Origin of the sequence: Pseudarthrobacter sp. WHRI 8279, assembly GCF_040224115.2 — a bacterium.
Classification (GTDB): domain Bacteria; phylum Actinomycetota; class Actinomycetes; order Actinomycetales; family Micrococcaceae; genus Arthrobacter.
Map to the genome: position 1 here is coordinate 4,323,533 of NZ_CP168162.1, position 20,908 is coordinate 4,344,440.

Genomic DNA, 20,908 nt, shown 5'->3' on the forward strand with positions numbered 1-20,908 from the left:
AAGGGGTACCAGCAGGTAGATTTATCCATCGAATGGACACCAGGATCCAGTCCCGAACGCTAAAGAGGGCACAAATTGCATGACGACCGCCGGATCACGGAAGTGCGCCTGCATAGGTTCGTGCGGGAGCGTATTACCCCTGCGGTCTACAGCCGGACACTTCCCCTCACGCTGAGCAGTTGGGATGCCCCGGATGAACCCGTCCCGGCGCTGGACGCCATGCGGCAGGAGTTCCAGCCCCAGGAACACGGAGCGTTGTGGGGGAAACCGTGGGGCACCAAGTGGCTCCGCCTCCAAGGGGAGGTCCCCGAATCGTGGGGCACGGAACCGGACACCACTGTTGAAGTGCTCGTGGACCTTGGGTTTTCGGTCGAAATACCCGGCTTTCAGTGCGAGGGCATCGCGTGGCGGCCGGACGGCAGCATCATCAAGGCGGTTTCGCCCCGGAACCAGTACATTCCGCTGAAGCTCCTGGGCGGCGGCATGGCGGTGGACTTCTACGTTGAGGCTGCGGCGAATCCCGACGTCGCCCAGGGCTGGACCTTCGCTGCCACGCCCTACGGCGACAAGTCAACGGCCGGGACAGCACCGCAATACAGGCTGGGAAGCATCGCCATTGCAGAACTGAACCAGAACGTTTGGGAACTGCAGCAGGATGTTTCCACCCTTTCGGGTCTCATGGCGGTGCTGCCCCTTGAGCTGCCCCGGCGGCACGAGATCCTCAGGGCCCTCGAGCGCATGATGGACATCATGGATCCCGACGATGTTGCCGGGACGGCCGCTGCGGGACGCGAAGCGCTCGCGGAAGTACTTGCCCGCCCGGCCTATGCTTCTGCGCACCAGCTGGTGGCAACCGGGCATGCCCACATTGATTCTGCCTGGCTCTGGCCGGTCCGGGAGACTGTCCGGAAATGCGCCAGGACGTTTTCCAATGTCGTGGCACTGATGGATGAAAACCCCGATTTTGTCTTTTCCTGCTCCTCAGCCCAGCAGTTCGCCTGGATCAAGGAGTTCTACCCAGAACTCTTCGCCCGCATCCGCGAGAAAATCCGTGCCGGCCAGTTCGTTCCCGTGGGCGGGATGTGGGTTGAATCGGACACCAACATGCCCGGCGGCGAAGCAATGGCGCGGCAGTTCGTGGAAGGCAAGGGCTTCTTCCTGGCGGAATTCGGTGTGGACTGCCAGGAGGCCTGGCTGCCGGATTCGTTTGGGTATTCTGCGGCGCTGCCGCAGATCGTCAAGTCTGCCGGCAGCCGCTGGTTCCTGACCCAGAAAATTTCCTGGAACCAGATCAACAGGATGCCGCACCACACTTTCAACTGGGAGGGCATCGACGGCACCCGGCTCTTCACCCACTTCCCGCCTGTGGATACCTACAATTCGGAGTTGAGCGGGCGTGAACTTGCGCACGCGGAGCGGAATTACCGCGACCACGGCCACGGCAGCGTGTCACTGGTGCCGTTCGGCTACGGCGATGGCGGCGGCGGACCAACGCGGGAAATGCTGGCGGCTGCGTCACGCGCCGCGGACCTGGAAGGCTCCCCGAAGGTCCGGATCGGCTCCGCGGAAAGCTTCTTCACGCAGGCCGAGGCTGATTACCCGGTCCTGCCCGTGTGGGTGGGCGAGATGTACCTCGAGCTGCACCGTGGAACCTACACCAGCCAGGCCAGAACCAAAAAGGGGAACCGCCGCAGTGAGCACCTGCTGCGGGAAGCCGAATTGTGGTGCACAACGGCTGCTGTGCGCACCGGCGGCAGCTTCGCCTATCCGGCTGCGGAACTCAAGCGTCTGTGGAGGCTGGTCCTCCTGCAGCAGTTCCACGATATTCTTCCCGGGAGCTCCATCGCCTGGGTCCATCAGGATGCCGAGCGGAACTACCAGGCCGTCAGTAATGCCCTTGAGGCCATCATCGATGAGGCTGCCGCCGCCGTGCTGGGCAGCGGCGAGCGGACCTTCCTGCTGAACGCTGCGCCCCATGCCAGGGACGGAGTGCCTGCATTGGCCGCAGGCGAGCCGGCTTCGGCGGATGGCGCGGTCCAGGCCGACGCCCATAACGGGGGCTTCGTCCTGGACAACGGAGTCATCCGCGCTGTCCTGGACGCCGACGGGCTTCTCGCCTCGCTGGTGGACCGCGCCAGCGGACGCGAATCAATTGCTCCCGGCCAGCGCGGTAACCTGCTTGAACTTCACCGCGATACTCCCAACGAGTGGGACGCCTGGGACATCGACGAGTTCTACCGGCGGAACGTCACGCCACTGACCCGAGCCGCTTCCGTACGCCTTGTTCATGAGGGGACAGACGCCGTCGTACTCGTGGAGCGGCTTGCCGGGTCATCCACCATTACCCAGCGCATCACGCTTGCTGCAGGGAGTCCATCCCTCTCAATCGCCACCTCGGTGGACTGGCAGGAACGCGAGAAGCTGTTGAAGCTAGGCTTCGCCCTGGACGTCCGGGCGGACAGGTCCGCTGCGGAAACGCAGTTTGGCCACGTGTTCCGGCCCACCCACACCAATACCTCATGGGAAACGGCGAAGTTCGAGATCTGTGCGCATCGGTGGATCCATGTGGCGGAGCCGGGCTATGGTGTGGCGATTTCCAACTCGTCCACCTACGGGCACGACGTCGCGCGGAACATCAGGGATGACGACGGCGGCACCACCACTACCGTGCGCCTGTCGCTGTTGCGCGCTCCCAAGTTCCCCGATCCGGAGGCTGATCGCGGGGTGCATGAGCTGACCGTCACCATCCGCCCGGGGGCGGACATTGCCGACGCCGTGGAGGAAGGTTACCGAACGAATCTTGTTCCCCGGCTGGTTCACGGCGGTTCGCCGGCGGAACCGTTGTTCTCGGTAACGAACCCCGCCTTGGTGATTGAATCCGTCAAGCTGGCGGAGGACGGCTCCGGGGACGTGATTGTCCGCCTCTACGAGTCCTTGGGCCAGCGGTCGGCAGGAAAGTTGACCGCTAACTTTTCCCTGCGGGACGTTACTCCAGTGGATTTGTTGGAGCGTCCGCTCGAGGCGCCGGGCGTGGAAGCGTGCGCTGACGGAGCGGAACTGGGCCTGCGGCCGTTCCAGTTGGTGACCCTGCGGTTCGCCCGCGCCTAGGGGCAGCCGCTTCTGCAGCGCATGGAACTATGGATTCACGCGCCCAAACAGTCTTTTAACCAGGCTGAGTGGGGGCGGTCCCCAACGGCCGCCACCACTCATCCCCCCAATAGGTGTGAAGGCCCCCGGAGCGGCCAACGTTTTGGAATTTATCCCCGTTCGAAAACGACCTGCGCTCCACCTTCACACATTCATGATTGTTTCACATTCTAATGAATTTGTGAAAGCCGGCAGGGTTACTTTTCGGTATATGTCCTTTTCGCCGATGAGGTCTTTCTGTTCTGCGCCCGTGCCGCCCAGATCAGTGCCAGGCCAAGGACGTAGCACAGCACGGCGGTGTAATTAACCACAAACTTGATGGCGCCTCCTCCCGGAGGCACGAAGGGAAAGAGCAAGCTGACCCCGATGGCAAGCCCACCCAGGGCAAGAAGGCCTGCGGCGACCCTTACCATCACCGGCAAGCGGCTCCGGACAGCCCTGACCATAGCCGGAAGGAGGACCAGCGCTACATAGCCTGGATAGGCGCGTCCAGCCGCACCGTAGTACTGCGCCAAAACAGCGTTGTGTTGGGTTCTCACGGACGGTGCGGCAAGTCCTGCCGAGGACCCCACCGTGTCCATCATGACGAACAGGGCAACGAGCACAACGGAAATGACCAGCAGCACAACCATGCCGGCCTTTCCCGTGATAAGCCGGTACGCGCTGTCGGCGCCGAAACCGCGGGTGACCCGGATCCCCACGAAGTAGATGGCTGCGAAGATGATGAAGCGGAGCAGCAGGTTGGCAAGGTTGATTCCGCCCAAGGCCTGGTCGATGGCCACGTAGGGGGCTTCGATGCTCAAGAGGATGGCGATGGTCATCAGTGCAAAGATGTAGAACAGCGACCTGTTCTCTCCCCGGACAGCGCTGGGCACCCGGGCTGCTGCAGTGAGCGCGCAGATGGCCAGCGTGGCCCATTGAAGAATGTCGATCATCCCAGGTTCTCCCAAATTTTTTCAGTTTGCGCTTGGTCCTGCTCCTGGCGTCGCAGCACCTTGCCCAATGCCTGCAGCCGGTCACCCGCCAAGGCGGAGAGGTCGCCGTCGGACAGGCTGTCCAGGGCGGCCTGCCGCGCACCCGGCGGCCAGCCCGCTTCCTCTTCGGTGATCAGGCCGGTTGCCACCAGGCCGCCGGCCGGTCCTACGCCGGCAGCAAGGGCGGTGGCAAGCGCCAGCTCCGGAGACAGCCGGTTGGCGGTCAGCTGCGCCGAATAGTTCTGCGGCGCCACTCCCGTGGCCGCCGAAACGCGGTGCCGCACTTCGCCGTCGTCGATGGCGTCAACCCAGTTCTTCACCGAGGTGGCGTGCGGGGCGGCGGTAAGGGGTGCTGACGCTGCCCCGGCAGCGCCGGTGGGCTCCATCGCCGGACGCGCAAGGACAGCCCGCAGGAGATCGGCCGTGGAAACCTGGCTGACAAGTTCGCAACGCGTTGGCGGAGCCTGGGGACCGGCCAGGTCCCGGTATGCCTCGAAAGTGGCCAGGGCCGCGAGCGGATTGACGTTGTAGGCGCGGCTGATGCTGACCACGGTGCTGACCGAGACTTTTCCTCGGACCAGTTGCTGGGCCAGGGTAGTCCGCTTGATCCCTGAGATCCTGCAGACGTCAGCCGTGCTGACGTCCGGCGCAATGCCTTGCAGCCACCGCTGGAACGCCTTGGCGGGGATGGTCATGGAGGGCTCTCTGCAGAACGGATGGTGTGTCGATTTTAGCGTGCTGCTTCGAGGCGGTTTTACCCGTGGTGCCGTTTCGACTATGCTTGATGGTCGAGCCCGTTGGTCCGTACACCCCCCAAGTCCGGACCAGCGGGTTCTTTCATGTCCTGCCGCCCGCGCTCCTTCCTCCGGGTACATGTCAGGGCCCTGCCAGCCAGTGTCCGGGCAGGAAACCCGCTGCGGACGCGGTGGCGAAAGGATAGAACGATGACTGCAACCCTCGTAGCGAAGGACGTTTCCGGCGGTCACGACCACCGGCAGCTTTTCTCCGGGCTCTCCCTGACAGTGGCACCCGGGGACGTGGTGGGCGTGGTGGGTGCCAACGGAGCGGGGAAATCCACGCTGCTGCGGCTCCTCGCCGGCGTGGACCAGCCGCAGGAAGGCTCCGTCAGCCTCGCCCCGGCCGATGCGTTCGTGGGCTGGCTTCCGCAGGAACACGAGCGCGTGCCCGGCGAAACAGTGGCGGGGTACATTGCCCGGCGCACCGGCAGTGCGCAGGCCACCGCCGAAATGGAATCCACGGCTGAGGCCCTTGGCAGCAGCGCGCCCGGAGCGGACGACGCCTACGCGCTCGCCTTCGACCGATGGATGGCCTCCGGGGCTGCCGACCTTGATGACCGGATTCCTGCTGTCCTCGCGGACCTTGGCCTGGAGACCGGACCGGACGCTGCAATGACCGGCCTCTCCGGCGGGCAGGCTGCGCGGGTTGCGCTGGCGGCGCTGCTGCTCAGCCGGTTTGACGTGGTGCTGCTGGACGAGCCCACCAACGATCTTGACCTTGAAGGCCTCGCCAAACTGGAGGACTTCGTCACAGGCCTGCGCGGCGGTGTAGTGCTGGTCAGCCACGACCGCGAGTTCCTTGCGCGATGCGTCACGACGGTGGTGGAGCTGGACTTGGCGCAGAACGCCGTGGCCGTGTACGACGGCGGCTACGACGCCTTTTTGGAGGAGCGGGCAGTTGCCAGGCGGCACGCCCGGGAAAAGTACGAGGAATTTGCGGCCACCAAGGCCGATCTGGTGTCCCGGGCGCGGACCCAGCGCGAATGGAGCTCCCAGGGCGTCCGGAACGCCATGAAGAAGAGCCCTGACAACGACAAGATCCGCCGCGCGGCCAGCACGGAGTCCTCCGAGAAACAGGCCCAGAAAGTGCGGCAGATGGAATCGCGGATCTCGCGGCTGGACGTGGTGGAGGAGCCGCGGAAGGAATGGCAGCTGCAGTTCTCCATCGGTAAGGCGCCGCGGTCCAGCTCAGTGGTGGCCACGCTCCGCGACGCTGTGGTCCGGCAGGGCGACTTCACTTTGGGCCCGGTCAACCTGCAGCTCAACGCAGGGGAGCGGATCGGTATCACCGGTCCCAACGGTGCCGGTAAGTCCACGCTGCTGCGGCTGCTGCTGGGCGGCGTCGAGCCTGACTCCGGCAGTGCCACGATGGGATCTTCCGTGGCCGTCGGGGAGATCGACCAGGCCCGCGGACTGCTTGCCGGCGAGCTGACCCTGGGCGGCGCCGTGGAGGCAGTCCTCGTGGACCTTAATCCGGCCGAGGTCCGCACGCTCCTGGCGAAGTTCGGGCTCAAAGCCGACCACACGTCACGGACGGTTGAATCCCTGTCGCCGGGCGAGCGGACAAGGGCTGCGCTGGCGCTGCTCCAGGCCAGGGGTGTTAACCTCCTTGTCCTGGACGAGCCCACCAACCACCTGGACCTGCCTGCCATTGAGCAGCTCGAGGAAGCCCTGGAAAGCTACGAGGGCGCGCTGCTGCTGGTTACCCACGACCGCAGGCTGCTGGAAAACGTGCGGCTGGATGTACGTTGGAATGTTGTTGACGGCGTGGTCACCGAAGTGTTGGCCGCCAGCGCCCCGAAAGGCACCAAAAAATGAGCATGGACAGGGTTGCCTGGAGCTCCCTCTACAACATCACCCGCGCCTCCAACGGCTCCAAGCCGTTTTCCAAGGAGCTCCTCAAACGGGTGTTTGGCTTCGCGCGGCCGCACCGCAGCCGGCTGATCGCCTTCGTTCTGCTGTCCATTGTGATGGCCGTCCTGGCGGTGGCAACGCCGGTGCTCGCCGGCCAGGTGGTGGACGCGATTATCGCCAAGGCAGACGCCGGCACGGTAATTTGGCTGGCAATACTGATTGCGGTCGTGGCCGTGGCCGAGGCAGGGCTAGGGCTTGTAACTCGCTGGCTGTCCTCTTCGATTGGCGAGGGCGTGATCCTGGACCTGCGCACCAAGGTGTTCGACCACGTACAGAAGATGCCTATCGCCTTTTTCACCCGGACCCGCACAGGTGCGCTGGTGAGCCGGCTCAACAACGATGTGATCGGTGCGCAGGCGGCCTTCGCCGGCACGCTCTCCGGGGTGGTCAGCAACGTGGTGGCGTTATCCCTGACGCTGGTGGTGATGCTGAACAAGTCCTGGCTGGTAACTGTGCTGGCCATGATCCTGTTGCCGATCTTCCTCCTCCCCGCCCGCAGGATGGGTTCGAGGCTTGCCGAGCTGCGCCGCGAGGCCGCCGAGCACAACGCCACCATGGGCACGCAGATGACTGAGCGCTTTTCCGCCCCCGGCGCCACCTTGGTGAAGCTTTTCGGGCGCCCGGACGAGGAGTCCCGTGAGTTCGCGCTCCGGGCCGGTCGTGTGCGGGACATCGGTGTGCGCACGGCGATGCTCCAGTTCACCTTCGTGACGGCCCTGACCTTGGTCTCCGCCTTGGCACTGGCGTTGGTCTACGGCCTGGGCGGCTGGTTGGCGCTGGGAGGGCAGCTGGCCGCGGGTGACGTGGTGGTGCTGGCTTTGCTGCTCACCCGGCTCTATGCCCCGCTCACGGCACTCTCCAACGCGCGGGTGGAAATCATGAGTGCCCTGGTCAGCTTCGAGCGCGTCTTCGAAATCCTTGACCTCAAGCCGCTCATCAGCCAGAAGCCGGACGCTGTGGAATCGCCGCGCGGCCCGCTCTCCGTGGAGTTCGACGACGTCCGGTTCTCCTATCCCTCAGCGGACAAGGTGTCCCTGGCCTCCCTCGAAGACGTCTCCACCCTGGATACCCGCGGCGGAGAGGAAGTCCTGCACGGGGTCAGCTTCCGGGTTGAGCCTGGGCAGACGGTGGCCTTGGTGGGCTCTTCGGGCGCTGGCAAGTCAACCATCGCCCAGCTGCTGGCCCGGCTTTACGACGTCGATTCCGGCGCCGTCCGCTTTGGTGGCCTGCGGCCCGGAACCGGGGTGGACGTCCGGGACCTGACTTTCGACTCGATGCGGGAAACGCTGGGCATGGTGACCCAGGACGGCCACCTGTTCCACGAGAGCATTGCCTCCAACCTGCGGCTTGCCCGGCCGGACGCAAGCGAAGAGGACATGTGGGAGGCCATCCGGCAGGCCCGGCTGGAAGCCATGATCCGGTCCCTCCCGGACGGTCTGGACACCGTGGTGGGGGAGCGCGGCTACCGGCTTTCCGGCGGTGAACGCCAGCGGCTCACCATCGCCCGGCTGCTGATCGCCCAGCCCCGCGTGGTCATCCTCGATGAGGCGACGGCGGCGCTCGACTCCACCAATGAGGCAGCCGTGCAGGCTGCCCTGGGCGCCGCACTTGAGGGGCGCACCGCCGTCGTGATTGCGCACCGGCTGTCCACCGTCCGGGCTGCGGACGCCATCCTGGTGGTGGAGGACGGCCGGATTGTTGAACGCGGGACCCACACCGAGCTCCTGGCTGCCGAGGGACGGTACGCCGAGCTCTACCGCACGCAGTTCAACGAGGCAACGGCTGTGGCCCAGGAAGCAGTTCCCGAACTCTAGGCCTGACTGGCCGTGCTGCCGGAGCTGCCGAGTTCCGGGAGGATGTGGTCTGTCAGCAGCGGGGCAAGGTCCTGGGTGGGCTCGGCGCCCAGTTCCAGCCACCTGATCTCGGCGATCTCCGCCGAGGGGTGGGCCTCCCACACTCCGGGGGCCAGGAAAACTGTTGCCTCGATGTCCGTGGCGGCCTCATTTGCCGCGTCGGCGATCCACACGCCCATCAGCTTCAAATCCTGCGGGTCGAGGACGATGCCCACTTCTTCGGCGAGTTCCCGCGCCGCCGCCTGGACAGCTGTCTCCCCGGCCTCGGGCTTGCCGCCGGGGTGCATGAACATGGCAGTGCCGCGCTTCCTTACTGTCAGGAGGCGGCCTGCCCTGTCGAAGACGCAGACGGCCGAAACCACGATGCGGTTCTTCATGCTGCCGCACCGTCCCTGCGAACCAGGTGTGACGTCAGCAGCAGGTCCTTGCGCGGGCCCTGGACATCCCAGGTATAGCTGAACCTGTCCCCGCCCTCATAGACGTAGGTGACACGGTAGGTATCGGGATCGCACCAGTGGTTGTCAAGGTTGGACTCCGGGGCGAAGCTCATCCGGTGGAAGGGTCGGCCGTCCGGGAATAACACGTCGAGCGCATCCGGACTCCTGGTGGTCCGCAGCAGGTACTCGCGGGAGGCGGGGCCCGTGAAGGAGGGCCAGCGCATGGTGCCTTCTTCACGGAAGGCAAGGCCGCCGTCGTCCGTGGGAACAAAATGTACGACGCCGGAGAAGGTTCCGCAGGTGCCCTCAGCCCGGTCCAGCAGGTCACGTTGGACCGTCCACTGCCCGGCACAGTCAGCGTCCGCGGCGGGGCCGGGCTGCGTGGGGCCAAGGAGGTAGGCGCGGAGTGCGAACTCCGGGGGAGGAAAGTTCAAGTGCCCTCGATTGGAATCGAACCAACGACACCGGCTTTAGGAGAGCCGTGCTCTATCCACTGAGCTACGAGGGCTTGCGTCCGTTGGATCGGCAGGCCAGTCCGGCCGGACACGGATACAAGCATACAAGGTGCTGGGCCGTACTACGCTCAAGGCATGAGTTCCGCGCCGTCCGCCGCCAGGCCCGCCACACTGATTCCGGACACCGCGTCCACCCGCCAGTACATCGGCGCCTGGTCGGTGTTGAGCGTACTGCAGTACTTTGCGGCGGAGGCAGCGGTAATCGGAGCATGGGCGGGCCCCAGGCCCTATAACCTGCGGACCGGCTACATCAGCGACCTTGGCGCCCTGAACTGCGGCATATTTGACGGCCGCGAGGTCTGTTCCCCGTTGAACTGGCTCATGAACGCCTCATTCGTGGTGCAGGGCCTCGGCATGCTGCTGGGTGCCCTTTTGCTGAGCTCCGGGCTGCTCTGCGTGGCGGCCCGGGCGGATCTGCGGGTGCAGCCGCGGCGGCGGCCGTGGCTGGCGGCTGTCTGGGTCCGGATCCTGACAGGGACCGCCGGCGCCGGCACGGTCATCGTGGGACTGGTGCCCGAGGACGTGGGTTCCGGTTGGCACATTGTTGGCGCTGTGATGTACTTCCTCGCCGGGGCCGCCGCCTTGCTGGTCCTGGGCGTCCTCTGGCTGCGGAAAACAAACTTCGCCTGGTTCATCCTGGTGTGCGGTGCCGTGTCCCTCACCGCTGTGGGGACAGGGGGCCTGACGGGAATGGACATCCCGGAGCCCGGCACGCTGGAGCGGCTCATGGGCTATCCGGTGACCTTGGGGATGGCCACCGGAGGACTGGTGATCGCGCGCCAGGTCCACCGGCACCGCAAGGAGATGCGGGCCCGGGCAGCCCTCAGCTAGCGGCTTTGGGCTGGCGGGCCCCGAGGAAGACGGCGGCGGCACCCGCCAGCAGGCTGAGGACCAAGAGTACCCAGCCGGCCACCGTGAGTCCGGAGGCAAGGGCCACCTGGCCGGCATCGGCAGTGCCGGATGCCAGCACTCCGTCGATGGCGGCGTTGCCCCAGAGCCGGACCACGACGAACAGCAGCGGCAAGGACCAGAGAGCCCAGCGCAGAGCTTGACGGGCCACGTTGGTCCCGATCAGCAGCAGCCAGGTGAATCCGAAGATCAACGGGAACAGGGTTCCTGCCGTTTTGTGCACGTAATTGAGCTGGCCACGGGCGTCGTCGTTCATGGCCGCCTGGAGCTGGCTGACGTAAGCCGCGTCGAAGCCGCCGATGAGCGAGTCCGGCATGGCCAGGTCCGCGGAGAGGTCACGGAGCTGGTCCAGGGTCAGCAGGTGCAGGTACCAGAAAAGGAACAGGCTGGCCACCACACCGGCGATCAGGATGAGGCTGCTGTTGCTCTGGGCTTTTTCCGGCGTGCGCGCCGTGGTGGGATTCACCACGGCCGGAAGCTGGTGCTGCGGTACTACCGCCTTGGAGCCGTGCTTCTTGATCCGCTGGGCAGGTGTTTTGGCCATGGCTTCATTATCGCGCCCCATAAACTGAAGCCATGACCACTGGCCGGCACAGCGCTGTTGAACTTGACCCTTCTTTGGACGACTACCAGCTGGCAGCAGCCCTGGTGCGGGAGGCCGGGCAGCTGGCACTGCTCATGCGGATGGCGGGCCTGCAGTCGCAGCAGAAGACCTCCATTTCAGATGTAGTAACGGCCGCTGACCATGCCGCAGAAGCCTATGTGCTGGAACAACTGCAGCGCTGCCGTCCCGAGGACGGCATCCTGGGGGAGGAGGGCGCCTCCGTACAGGGCAGCAGCGGCCGGACCTGGGTTATCGATCCCGTGGACGGCACCTACAACTTCCTGCATGGCTCAACCTACTGGTGCTCGGCGATCGCATTGAAGGACCGCTCCGATGTGCTGCTCGGTGCCATCTTCCAGCCGGAGGAGGACAAGCTTTGGCTCGGTGGCAGGGAGCACCCGGCCAGCCTGAACGGTGAACGGCTGACGGTATTTCACGACAACAGGGGAGAGCGCAACGCAACACCCGCGGCGCAGCTCGGGGCGGCTACCTACATCCACCCCAGCTGGCTGATGGATCCGCTCTGCGCCATGCCGTGGCATGCAGCCGCGACCTCCGCCGCCGCCCTGAGGATGTTGGGCTCCGGCTCCTGCGACCTTGGCCGGGTGGCGGACGGCCAGCTGGGGTGCTGGTTCCAGCACAGCTGCCCTGAATGGGACTGGCTGCCCGGCAAAGCGATTGTCCGGGCGGCTGGAGGCGCAGTGGACACGGTGCGCGTCAACGGCCTGGAATGGTTCATGGCGGGAGGAACGACGGCGGTCCGCGAGCTCCGTGCAGCCCTCGAGTCCGGCTCCGTGGCCTAGCCCACGCCCACGCGGCTGCTGAGCCTGCGCCGGTAGGGCTATGGCGGTGCAGCTGCTGCGGCCAGGGGCCGGTGCGGTACAACACGGCCCAGCACGACGACGCCGTGGTTCCTTTGCTTGCCGGACTTCGCCAAGCCCTTCGGCAGGGTGTCCGGGTCAGTGCAGTTCGGACCCGATCCGCCTGCATCAAGAGCGGTGCCGGGTGGGGGTGGCGCTGTGGAGTGGTAGGTATGGCCGGTGGGGGTTTGGAGCTCGACCGTGTGCCTGGGCCCAGGAACCGGCCTGGCTGAGAATCCGGGTGTTTCTTTGGTGTGGTTGCAGGCTTCGCAGAGGCCTTGGCCGTTGGTGCTGGTGGTGGGGCCGTCCTGGTGCCAGGGGGTGATGTGGTCGTGGTGGCGGATGGGTGCGTCGCAGTAGGGGGTGCGGCAGGTGTCATCGCGGATCTGGAGGAACCGTCGGAGCCCGGGCGGGAAGAGCCGGGCCTTCGAATCCATCGCGAGGAGTTCTCCGGTACCGGGGGCTGTGTAAAGCCGTCGGAGCCATACATCGAAGTCACTGCTGCCCCTGACGCCGGCTGCTGCTGCCGCTTCTGTCAGGGCGCTATCCGCTGGTCCCGTGCCGGGGCGTTCCGGCTGGCCGAGGACTGTTTGGCGTGCCCAGTGGGCGGGGACGGTGCCGTAGCCTGCGAGGCGGGCGCGTTCGCTGTCGCCCTGGAAGAGGGCGCGGTCGGTCATGACCAGCTGCACCTCAAGGCCGGCGACCCCGCCAGGGGTGCCGGTAACGTTCTCAACGAGCTGGTCGGCCATGATCGCACCCCGGGACCGTTCGTCCCCGGAGGACCGCAACTTGTCCGCATGCCGGGTCAGGGCCGCGTAGGCGGCGACCCCCTGGGCGACGGGCAGCAGGGCGGTCAGGCGGGCCATGGTGTCCGGCGCCGGGCGAAGACTCACCGCCCGGTCATTCACCGCATGGCTGGCCCGTTTCGCCACCGAGCCCGGATCCCGCCGGTACGCGGCCGTCCGGACCGCGGCAATGATGCCCCGGTCCCCGCAGCCTGAAAGCGTTCCGGTGTCGGCGGCGAGTTCCTCGTCCACGGCGCACCGGTCTTCGGCGGACAGGCACGCTGTTTCCTTCACGACGAGGGTGGCGCGCCATTCGTTCAACTGCCCGGAGTCCAGGGCGGCCAGGGTGTGGGGCATCTCGGTGCCGAGGGCCTTGGCAAGGCCCAGGAGCCGGCCGCCGCGGGCCGGGGACTCCCGGCGCGCCAGCGCAACCTGCGCGGCCACGCCGGAGCCTTGTTCCTTGGCCGGGACATCGGCGGCGGCCTGCTCCCGCCGCTGCTCAGCGTCGAAAGCCACAGCAATACGGGCCTGTTTCGCAGCGGCCAGCGACTTCAAATCCTCAAGCTCCCGCAACTGATCAATCATCCCCGGACCGTCAGCAGCGATTGGCACGGACGCCAGGACCTTCACGGCGTCACCAATGCGAGTGCCATCGAGGCTCCCTGCACTTTGTACCGGCGCCGCCATCGTCGTCGTTATTGCTTCCATCACCGAAGCCTTTCAACCGAATGCCCTCCTTGCACGCACCCTTGATCGCTATGTGGATAAAGCTTCCAGGACCGGCAAAAGCGGAGGGGTCTGGAGCCGGTAATCCACAGCCTGGAAGTCCGTGTCGGTCCCACCGCCTAGACTTGTAGGCACCATGGATATGTTGTTTGACCCGTACTCTGACGGACCGTTCAAGGCTGCTTCCCCGGCGGCTGCCCGCACCAAGTCACGCCCTGAAGGCGCTACGGCGGCCGGTCCAGGCGGTGCTGCGCCGTGGGAAAACCGGCAAGGAATGGGCCTGTCAGGGGGACAGCAGCGGGTAGGGCTGCAGGCCGAGGACGAGCATGCTGAGGGCCAGCAAAGGGAGGGCCACCGCCACGGCCACCGCCGGCCGGATGCGGCCCAGCTGCTGGAAGGGCTGAACCCGCAGCAGGAGGAAGCGGTAAAGCACGCAGGCTCCGCGTTGCTTATCGTTGCCGGCGCCGGGTCGGGCAAAACCCGCGTGCTCAGTAACAGGATTGCCTACCTGATCGCCACGGGGCGTGCCCATCACGGCGAGATCCTCGCGATCACCTTCACCAACAAGGCAGCCGCAGAAATGCGGGAACGCATCGAGGCGCTTGTGGGCGGCCGCGCCAAGATCATGTGGATTTCCACTTTCCACTCATCCTGCGTCCGGATCCTGCGCCAGGAAGCCGCGAACGTGGGGCTGAAATCGAATTTCTCCATCTACGACTCCGCCGACTCCCTCCGGCTGGTCACCCAGGTGTCCAAGGCCCTGGACCTGGATCCAAAGAAGTTTGCGCCCAAGGCAATCCAGCACAAGATCTCCGCCTTGAAGAACGAGCTCATCGATGCTGACTCATACGCCTCCGCCGCGAACTACAACGATCCTTTCGAGCAGGCTGTTGCGGAGGTTTACAAGGGCTACACGCAGCGGCTGCGCCAGGCCAACGCCATGGACTTCGATGACCTGATCGCCGAAACCGTGTTTATGTTCCGGGCCTTCCCGGCCCTCGCCGACTCCTACCGCCGGAGGTTCAGGCATGTCCTGGTGGACGAATACCAGGACACCAACCACGCCCAGTACGCCCTGGTCCGCGAAATCGTCGGCGAAGGTCCCGGCGCATCAGAGCTGACCGTCGTGGGCGATTCTGACCAATCCATCTACGCGTTCCGGGGCGCAGACATCCGCAACATCGTGGAGTTCGAAAAGGACTACCCCGAGGCACGGACCATCAAGCTGGAGCAGAACTACCGCTCCACGCAGAACATCCTCAGCGCGGCCAACTCGGTTATTTCACGGAACCCCAACCGCCCCGAAAAACGGTTGTGGACCGCTGAGGGGGACGGCCACAAGATCATCGGCTATGTGGGCGAGAACGAGCACGACGAAGCCCAGTTCATTGCCAAGGAAATTGACCGGCTCCAGGATGAGGACAACCTCCGTCCCGGGGACGTCGCAATCTTCTACCGCACCAACGCCCAGTCCCGCTCCATCGAGGACGTGTTGGTAAGGGTGGGCCTGCCGTACAAGGTGGTGGGCGGTACGCGCTTCTATGAGCGCAAGGAAATCAAGGACGCCCTCGCCTACCTGCGCGTCCTGGTGAATCCGGACGACGACGTCAACCTGCGCCGGGTGCTCAACGAGCCGAAGCGGGGGATCGGCGACCGCGCCGAAGGTGCGGTGGCGGCATTGGCCCAACGCGAACGCATCTCGTTCATGGCGGCTGCCCGCCGCGCCGAGCAGGCCCCGGCGATGGCAACCCGCTCCGTCAATGCCGTCCTTGGCTTTGTGAAGCTGCTGGACGACCTGGCCGAAGTGGCTGCGGGTTCAGGCGCCGCAGCAGCCCTTGAGGCCGTCCTGGAGCAGACCGGCTACCTGGCCGCGCTGCGTTCCAGCACTGATCCCCAGGACGAGTCCAGGGTGGAGAACCTCGCAGAGCTCGTGGCCGTGGTGCGTGAGTACGAACAGGAGAACCCGGACGGGTCGCTGGGTGCTTTCCTGGAACAGGTCTCGCTGGTGGCGGACGCAGACCAGATCCCGGACGCCCCCGGCGCGGATATCGACGCCGCAGTGGCGGAAGCCAAACGGCTGGGCGTCGTGACGCTGATGACACTGCACACCGCCAAGGGACTCGAGTTCCCGGTGGTGTTCCTGACCGGCATGGAACACGGGCTGTTTCCGCACCAGCGGTCAGCGACTGACCCCAAGGAGCTGGCCGAAGAACGCCGCCTTGCCTATGTGGGCCTGACGCGTGCACGCAAACGCCTGTACGTCACGCGTTCCGAGGTCCGGAGCATGTGGGGCCAGAGCCAGTACAATCCTGCCAGCCAGTTCCTGGAAGAGATCCCCGCAGAGCTCCTGGAATGGAAGCGCGAGGGAACCAGCAGGCAGGCCGGCGGGTGGGGCGGCGGATCCATCGGATCGAGCCGCTACAGCGGATCCTTCTGGGGCGCCGGGACGGCCCGCGGCGCGGCTGCAGACTCGTCAGCCGGATTCAACGCCGACGTTCCCGCCACTATAGCTAAGAGCCGTGTGCAGCCCCAGAAGGAAATCGTGGCGGTCAGCGTGGGGGACAAGGTCAACCACACGAGTTTCGGTAACGGAACCGTCCTGGCGTTGGAAGGCGCCGGGGACAAGACCGTGGCCAAGGTGAAGTTCGACGTCGGCGAGAAGCGTTTGTTGCTGCGGTACGCGCCGCTGACCAAGCTCGACGCCTGAACACATGCGACGGACTCTACGGGGAATGCTCGCCGCCCTTTTCCTGCTGGCTTCAACAGGCTGCACCGTGACGGTGGAGGATCCTGGATACGTGGTGCCACCTCCGCTGCCGCCGATGGAGCAGCTGGAACAGGCGCCGCTTGTTGACCCGCAGGACTACGGCGGCGGCGATGACATCCTGTCCTTCGTCACCGAGGACCGGACAGTGGCGTGCTCGCTCACGGCAGCCCGCGGGCCGCACATCAACCTCCCCTATGAGCAAAACACCTTCAGCAACAGCGAAAACAATAGACTGGCCATCGTGCCGGTGGCCCACTGTGAGCTGGCCAAGTATCCGAAACCTGTCCCGGGCGATGTGGCGGATGACTGCGCGGGAACGAACCTCGGCTATCTGGGTGGAGTAGCCCTGCTGACACCGGACAAAGCAACGTATGGAGAGTGCCGGTCCGGCGTCACACAAATGGAGGCAACGTACGGCCCCCGCGGAAACAAAGCCGGACCGATCGCGGAACTGGCTGTCCTGGGCGACGGGCAGAACCTCGAACGCAACGGGCTGCGGTGTTCCTCCTACAACGGCGGCGTAGCCTGCGGAAACGTCTCGGCCGGCGTCGGGTTCTTCGTTTCGGAGGACCGTTACGAGCTAATTTCAGGCTCCCCGGAAAGTACAGCACCGGCGCCGTGAAGCCCTCAAAAACCGCGTAAATCCGCGGTTTTTCTACGCTCCATAGAATAGTGTCCTTACTCACATAAGGGGTAGTCTGGGACGGCCCGGTCCTCCCAAAGGACTAGAGTTCCCAATGGAGCATCACGCCGCGTGGCTCGTTTCCAACAGGCCGCCGGTGCGTGCAATTCCGCAGCCCGGTCATCGTCTTCGATGGTGTCCGACTGTACAGAAACTACTTCGACGTAGAAGGACACTAAACCGTGGACCTGTTTGAATACCAGGCGCGCGATATGTTCGAGGCGCACGGTGTACCCGTGCTTGCCGGCATCGTGGCGTACACCCCAGAAGAAGCAAAGGCAGCTGCCGAGAAGATCGGCGGCGTTACCGTTGTCAAGGCACAGGTCAAGGTTGGCGGCCGCGGCAAGGCCGGCGGCGTCAAAGTCGCAAAGTCCGCCGACGAGGCATTTGAGCACGCCTCCAACATCCTGGGCATGGACATCAAGGGCCACACCGTCAAAAAGGTGATGATTGCCCAGGGTGCGGACATCGCCGAGGAATACTACTTCTCCGTGCTGCTGGACCGGGCCAACCGCAACTACCTGGCCATGTGCTCGGTTGAAGGCGGCATGGAAATCGAACAGCTCGCCGTCGAACGCCCTGAGGCGCTGGCGAAGATCGCCATCGATCCCGCCGTCGGCATCGACCAGGCCAAGGCTGACGAAATCGTTGCAGCCGCAGGCTTCGCCGAGGAACTGCGAGGCAAGGTCGCCGCCGTGATCCTCAAGCTCTGGGATGTCTTCAAGAAGGAAGACGCCACCCTGGTTGAGGTCAACCCGCTGGTCAAGACCGGCGCGGGAGACATCGTGGCACTGGACGGCAAGGTCTCGCTGGACGAGAACGCCGACTTCCGCCACGCCAAGCACGCCCTCCTTGAGGACAAGGACGCTGCCGATCCGCTCGAGGCCAAGGCCAAGGCGCAGGACCTGAACTACGTCAAGCTGGACGGCTCCGTAGGCATCATCGGCAACGGCGCCGGCCTGGTCATGTCCACCCTCGACGTCGTTGCCTACGCCGGTGAAAACCACGGCAACGTCAAGCCCGCCAACTTCCTGGACATCGGCGGTGGAGCTTCCGCAGAGGTCATGGCAGCCGGCCTGGACGTCATCCTGGGCGACGAGCAGGTCAAGTCGGTGTTCGTGAACGTCTTCGGCGGCATCACTGCCTGTGACGCCGTCGCAAAGGGCATCGTCGGCGCGCTGGCCGAGCTCGGCCACACGGCCAACAAGCCGCTGGTAGTCCGGCTCGACGGCAACAACGTCGAAGAAGGCCGCCGCATCCTGAACGAGGCCAACCACCCGCTGGTTACCCTGGCCGCCACCATGGACGAGGGCGCCGACAAGGCCGCCGAGCTCGCCAACGCAGCGAAGTAAAGGGACGCACCATGTCTATTTATCTGAACAAGGACTCCAAGGTCATCGTCCAGGGCATCACCGGCGGCGAAGGCACCAAGCACACCGCCCTGATGCTCAAGGCCGGCACCAACATTGTTGGCGGCGTCAACGCCCGCAAGGCCGGCACCACGGTCCTGCACGGCGACAAGGAAATCACTGTCTTCGGCACCGTCAAGGAAGCCATGGCCGAAACCGGCGCTGACGTCTCCATCGTCTTCGTGCCGCCGGCATTCACCAAGGCAGCTGTGGTCGAAGCCATCGAAGCCGGCATCGGCCTGGTCGTCGTCATCACCGAGGGCGTGCCGGTCCAGGATTCCGCCGAGTTCTGGGCACTGGCCCAGTCCACCGTGGACGCCGACGGCAACCAGGTCACCCGCATCATCGGACCGAACTGCCCCGGCATCATCACCCCGGGCGAGGCCCTCGTTGGCATCACCCCGGCCAACATCACCGGCAAGGGCCCCATCGGCCTGGTTTCCAAGTCGGGCACGCTGACCTACCAGATGATGTACGAGCTGCGCGATCTGGGCTTCTCCACTGCCATCGGCATCGGCGGCGACCCCATCATCGGCACCACCCACATCGACGCCCTGGCCGCGTTCGAGGCTGACCCCGAGACCAAGGCGATCGTGATGATCGGCGAAATCGGCGGTGACGCTGAAGAGCGCGCTGCGGACTTCATCAAGGCCAACGTCACCAAGCCGGTTGTCGGCTACGTGGCAGGCTTCACCGCTCCCGAAGGCAAGACCATGGGCCACGCCGGCGCCATCGTCTCCGGTTCCGCAGGAACCGCCCAGGCCAAGAAGGAAGCACTTGAGGCCGCTGGCGTGAAGGTCGGCAAGACGCCGTCCGAGACCGCCAAGCTGCTGCGCGAAGTCTACGCAGCGCTCTAGTACAAGTACCAGCCAACGCGGGGGCGCTTCCCGCCCGTCACACGTGGATGGGCGGGGTTGCGGCCCCGCGTTGCCGTTTAAGTACGACGGCGGGCGGTTACCTTCCACGCGAAAGGTAACCGCCCGTCGTCGTACTTTTGCGTCCTACACCTTTGCCCCGCTGAGCAGCTCATCGAGCCGCTCGTAGCCTTCGGACATTCCGCCTTCCATGCCTGACTGCGCCATGCCGTCGCGGGCTTCCTGGCTCGGGTAGACGGAGTGGCCCCGCAGCCGGGTCCGCCCGTTGCCGAGGTCCTCGAATGTCATGAATTCGAGGCTGACAACGTCCGGGTACCCTCCGAACTCGAACGTCTGGATGGCGAATTCATTTTCCCGGACCGTGTGGAAGACGCCCTTGAACTCATAAGGCACCCCCTCCGGTCCGGTATGCAGGTAGCTGTAACTGCCGCCGGTGCGGAAATCGTAATGGTCGATCTCCATCTTGTAGCCCCGCGGGCCAAGCCACTGGACAATCAGGTCCGGTTCCTTGTGGGCCCGGAACACATCCGTGACCGGAAAATCGAACTCGCGCTCGTAGTCGATGAAGGGGACTCCCTCAGGAACGCTGAGTTTCAGGGAATTGCTCATGATGATTCCTTCGAACTATTCGCTGCCATCTGCAGCTCGTGGCCTAAGCACGGCATCAAGGCTGCGGAACTGTCCCTCCCGGACCAACCTGTACTGGTCAATCCAGGCGGTGAGCGCCTCAAGCCGCGCGGGATTCAGGTGCACGGGCCGCCGTTGGGCCTCCCTGGTCCGGGTGACCAGCTCCGCCTGCTCGAGTACCTGGATATGCTTCGAAACCGCCTGCTTGGAGATTTCGAAGGGTTCCGCCAATTCATTTACGGTGGCCGGTCCCCGGCTGAGCCGGGCAATGATGCTCCGCCGCACGGGGTCCGCCAGGGCCATAAACGCCGAATCCAGTGCCCTTGCATCGGTTTCCACAGCCACTCCGTTAGCTACTCAACTATTAATCAACTACATCATTTATCAACCTTTCGGTTGTTTAACCTTAGGCCCGCTGCGCCTGTCCGGCAATACCTTTCCTTGCGCCACGTTCACGACGTTTGTTAGTATGTCAGTACAAACTTTTGAGGAGAGACAGTGCCACTCGTTCGTATTGACGTAAACCAGGGCCGCAGCCAAGAGGATCTGCAGCGGCTAAGCCGGGGGATCCATGACGCAATCCTTGCCGAGTACGGCATCCCGGAGCGCGATTACTTCCACATCCTGAGCGAGCATCCCGCCGGCCAAATTTATGCCCAGGATGCGGGGCTTGGTTTCGAGCGGACAAGCGGTGTTGTGATGATCCAGATCTTCACCCAGGCCGGCCGTTCGCAGGAAGCCAAGCAGCGCCTCTTCGCCGCTGTGGCGAACAAGCTCGCGGAGGTGGGCGTCTCCGGTGAGGACGTCTTCATTGGCTACGTGGAGAATACTGCCGGCGACTGGTCATTTGGCTTTGGCCGGGCCCAATATGTCACCGGCGAGTTGGCCGTACCCCGGAAGTAGCGCCGTCTTCGGCGGGGCTGTTGGTCGGCCCAGCACGGTCAAAATGGGCCGTTATGGCAAGTTGTAAACATGTCAGTACAAACCTTTGACAGGACATTGATTCTAGGGCAAAGTAGTGGATGTG

Annotated in this window: 18 protein-coding genes and 1 tRNA gene; 10 read left to right on the forward strand and 9 right to left on the reverse strand. The window is 64.8% G+C overall.

What is annotated here, in order from left to right; all coding sequences use genetic code 11:
• The first annotated feature begins 75 nt into the window (after positions 1-75).
• Positions 76-3,108: a glycoside hydrolase family 38 C-terminal domain-containing protein gene (locus ABRP28_RS19860; RefSeq protein WP_350004845.1), complete on the forward strand. Its 3,033-nt coding sequence runs from the start codon at positions 76-78 to the stop codon at positions 3,106-3,108.
• Between the two features lie 236 nt (positions 3,109-3,344).
• Here ABRP28_RS19860 and ABRP28_RS19865 read toward each other — a convergent pair whose 3' ends face one another.
• Together ABRP28_RS19865 and ABRP28_RS19870 are read right to left on the reverse strand one after the other, a co-directional pair.
• Positions 3,345-4,082: a hypothetical protein gene (locus tag ABRP28_RS19865; RefSeq protein WP_350004843.1), complete on the reverse strand. Its 738-nt coding sequence runs from the start codon at positions 4,080-4,082 to the stop codon at positions 3,345-3,347.
• Positions 4,079-4,816 (reverse strand): hypothetical protein, encoded by a 738-nt coding sequence (locus tag ABRP28_RS19870; RefSeq protein ID WP_350004841.1) that lies wholly within the window; start codon positions 4,814-4,816, stop codon positions 4,079-4,081. The genes ABRP28_RS19865 and ABRP28_RS19870 overlap by 4 nt, the downstream gene beginning before the upstream one ends.
• 249 nt (positions 4,817-5,065) lie before the next feature.
• Here ABRP28_RS19870 and ABRP28_RS19875 point away from each other — a divergent pair, with 249 nt between their 5' ends.
• Entirely contained in the window at positions 5,066-6,736 is a 1,671-nt protein-coding gene (locus tag ABRP28_RS19875) for an ABC-F family ATP-binding cassette domain-containing protein (RefSeq protein WP_350004840.1), read from the forward strand.
• Positions 6,733-8,646, forward strand: coding sequence for an ABC transporter ATP-binding protein (locus tag ABRP28_RS19880; protein ID WP_350004838.1), 1,914 nt, complete (start codon positions 6,733-6,735; stop codon positions 8,644-8,646). The genes ABRP28_RS19875 and ABRP28_RS19880 overlap by 4 nt, the downstream gene beginning before the upstream one ends.
• Here the strand turns inward: ABRP28_RS19880 and ABRP28_RS19885 are convergent.
• From ABRP28_RS19885 to ABRP28_RS19895, 3 genes are all read right to left on the reverse strand, one after another.
• A complete protein-coding gene (locus tag ABRP28_RS19885; protein ID WP_350004836.1) occupies positions 8,643-9,062 on the reverse strand; it encodes an NUDIX domain-containing protein in 420 nt (139 codons plus the stop codon). The two genes, ABRP28_RS19880 and ABRP28_RS19885, sit on opposite strands and share 4 nt — an antisense overlap.
• Positions 9,059-9,556, reverse strand: a complete 498-nt coding sequence (locus tag ABRP28_RS19890; RefSeq protein WP_350004834.1) for a DUF6314 family protein — start codon at positions 9,554-9,556, stop codon at positions 9,059-9,061. Before ABRP28_RS19890 ends, ABRP28_RS19885 begins: the two co-directional genes overlap by 4 nt.
• A gap of 1 nt (position 9,557) precedes the next feature.
• Positions 9,558-9,630: transfer RNA gene (locus ABRP28_RS19895), tRNA-Arg, on the reverse strand.
• 82 nt (positions 9,631-9,712) lie between these two features.
• On the opposite strand from ABRP28_RS19895, the gene ABRP28_RS19900 reads away from it, so the two are divergent.
• Complete coding sequence (locus ABRP28_RS19900; RefSeq protein WP_350004832.1) at positions 9,713-10,468, forward strand: DUF998 domain-containing protein; 756 nt, start codon at positions 9,713-9,715, stop codon at positions 10,466-10,468.
• On the opposite strand, the gene ABRP28_RS19905 is transcribed toward ABRP28_RS19900, so the two are convergent.
• On the reverse strand, positions 10,461-11,090 hold the full coding sequence (locus ABRP28_RS19905) for a hypothetical protein (protein ID WP_350004830.1): 630 nt from the start codon (positions 11,088-11,090) through the stop codon (positions 10,461-10,463). The two genes, ABRP28_RS19900 and ABRP28_RS19905, sit on opposite strands and share 8 nt — an antisense overlap.
• Positions 11,091-11,122: 32 nt before the next feature.
• Between ABRP28_RS19905 and ABRP28_RS19910 the strand changes: the two genes are divergently transcribed.
• Entirely contained in the window at positions 11,123-11,953 is an 831-nt protein-coding gene (locus ABRP28_RS19910) for an inositol monophosphatase family protein (protein WP_350004829.1), read from the forward strand.
• A gap of 38 nt (positions 11,954-11,991) precedes the next feature.
• Here ABRP28_RS19910 and ABRP28_RS19915 read toward each other — a convergent pair whose 3' ends face one another.
• Positions 11,992-13,380, reverse strand: coding sequence for a DUF222 domain-containing protein (locus ABRP28_RS19915; protein ID WP_374152992.1), 1,389 nt, complete (start codon positions 13,378-13,380; stop codon positions 11,992-11,994).
• A gap of 283 nt (positions 13,381-13,663) precedes the next feature.
• Here ABRP28_RS19915 and pcrA point away from each other — a divergent pair, with 283 nt between their 5' ends.
• From pcrA to sucD, 4 genes are all read left to right on the forward strand, one after another.
• Positions 13,664-16,228 (forward strand): DNA helicase PcrA, encoded by a 2,565-nt coding sequence (pcrA, locus tag ABRP28_RS19920; RefSeq protein ID WP_374152993.1) that lies wholly within the window; start codon positions 13,664-13,666, stop codon positions 16,226-16,228.
• Positions 16,229-16,253: 25 nt separating this feature from the next.
• Positions 16,254-16,910, forward strand: a complete 657-nt coding sequence (locus tag ABRP28_RS19925; protein WP_350004825.1) for a hypothetical protein — start codon at positions 16,254-16,256, stop codon at positions 16,908-16,910.
• Positions 16,911-17,152: 242 nt separating this feature from the next.
• Positions 17,153-18,322 carry an ADP-forming succinate--CoA ligase subunit beta gene (gene sucC, locus ABRP28_RS19930; RefSeq protein ID WP_350004823.1) on the forward strand — a complete coding sequence of 390 codons (1,170 nt, stop codon included), beginning with the start codon at positions 17,153-17,155 and terminating at the stop codon, positions 18,320-18,322.
• A gap of 11 nt (positions 18,323-18,333) precedes the next feature.
• Positions 18,334-19,236 carry a succinate--CoA ligase subunit alpha gene (gene sucD / locus ABRP28_RS19935; RefSeq protein WP_231456441.1) on the forward strand — a complete coding sequence of 301 codons (903 nt, stop codon included), beginning with the start codon at positions 18,334-18,336 and terminating at the stop codon, positions 19,234-19,236.
• A 144-nt stretch (positions 19,237-19,380) separates the two neighbouring features.
• Here sucD and ABRP28_RS19940 read toward each other — a convergent pair whose 3' ends face one another.
• Positions 19,381-19,863 (reverse strand): SRPBCC family protein, encoded by a 483-nt coding sequence (locus ABRP28_RS19940; RefSeq protein WP_350004820.1) that lies wholly within the window; start codon positions 19,861-19,863, stop codon positions 19,381-19,383.
• A gap of 15 nt (positions 19,864-19,878) precedes the next feature.
• A complete protein-coding gene (locus tag ABRP28_RS19945; RefSeq protein ID WP_374152994.1) occupies positions 19,879-20,184 on the reverse strand; it encodes an ArsR/SmtB family transcription factor in 306 nt (101 codons plus the stop codon).
• 195 nt (positions 20,185-20,379) lie between these two features.
• Between ABRP28_RS19945 and ABRP28_RS19950 the strand changes: the two genes are divergently transcribed.
• Positions 20,380-20,784: a tautomerase family protein gene (locus ABRP28_RS19950; protein ID WP_350004816.1), complete on the forward strand. Its 405-nt coding sequence runs from the start codon at positions 20,380-20,382 to the stop codon at positions 20,782-20,784.
• Positions 20,785-20,908: the final 124 nt, after the last annotated feature.

What these genes read in the sequence shown, in the direction of transcription:
- ABRP28_RS19885 (WP_350004836.1), bottom strand. Translation starts at nt 9,062, where the DNA reads ATGAAGAACCGCATCGTGGTTTCGGCCGTCTGCGTCTTCGACAGGGCA.
- ABRP28_RS19865 (WP_350004843.1), bottom strand. Translation starts at nt 4,082, where the DNA reads ATGATCGACATTCTTCAATGGGCCACGCTGGCCATCTGCGCGCTCACT.
- ABRP28_RS19910 (WP_350004829.1), top strand. Translation starts at nt 11,123, where the DNA reads ATGACCACTGGCCGGCACAGCGCTGTTGAACTTGACCCTTCTTTGGAC.
- ABRP28_RS19875 (WP_350004840.1), top strand. Translation starts at nt 5,066, where the DNA reads ATGACTGCAACCCTCGTAGCGAAGGACGTTTCCGGCGGTCACGACCAC.
- ABRP28_RS19945 (WP_374152994.1), bottom strand. Translation starts at nt 20,184, where the DNA reads ATGGCCCTGGCGGACCCCGTGCGGCGGAGCATCATTGCCCGGCTCAGC.
- sucD (WP_231456441.1), top strand. Translation starts at nt 18,334, where the DNA reads ATGTCTATTTATCTGAACAAGGACTCCAAGGTCATCGTCCAGGGCATC.
- pcrA (WP_374152993.1), top strand. Translation starts at nt 13,664, where the DNA reads ATGTTGTTTGACCCGTACTCTGACGGACCGTTCAAGGCTGCTTCCCCG.
- ABRP28_RS19900 (WP_350004832.1), top strand. Translation starts at nt 9,713, where the DNA reads ATGAGTTCCGCGCCGTCCGCCGCCAGGCCCGCCACACTGATTCCGGAC.
- ABRP28_RS19870 (WP_350004841.1), bottom strand. Translation starts at nt 4,816, where the DNA reads ATGACCATCCCCGCCAAGGCGTTCCAGCGGTGGCTGCAAGGCATTGCG.
- ABRP28_RS19915 (WP_374152992.1), bottom strand. Translation starts at nt 13,380, where the DNA reads ATGATTGATCAGTTGCGGGAGCTTGAGGATTTGAAGTCGCTGGCCGCT.
- ABRP28_RS19905 (WP_350004830.1), bottom strand. Translation starts at nt 11,090, where the DNA reads ATGGCCAAAACACCTGCCCAGCGGATCAAGAAGCACGGCTCCAAGGCG.
- ABRP28_RS19880 (WP_350004838.1), top strand. Translation starts at nt 6,733, where the DNA reads ATGAGCATGGACAGGGTTGCCTGGAGCTCCCTCTACAACATCACCCGC.
- ABRP28_RS19925 (WP_350004825.1), top strand. Translation starts at nt 16,254, where the DNA reads ATGCTCGCCGCCCTTTTCCTGCTGGCTTCAACAGGCTGCACCGTGACG.
- ABRP28_RS19940 (WP_350004820.1), bottom strand. Translation starts at nt 19,863, where the DNA reads ATGAGCAATTCCCTGAAACTCAGCGTTCCTGAGGGAGTCCCCTTCATC.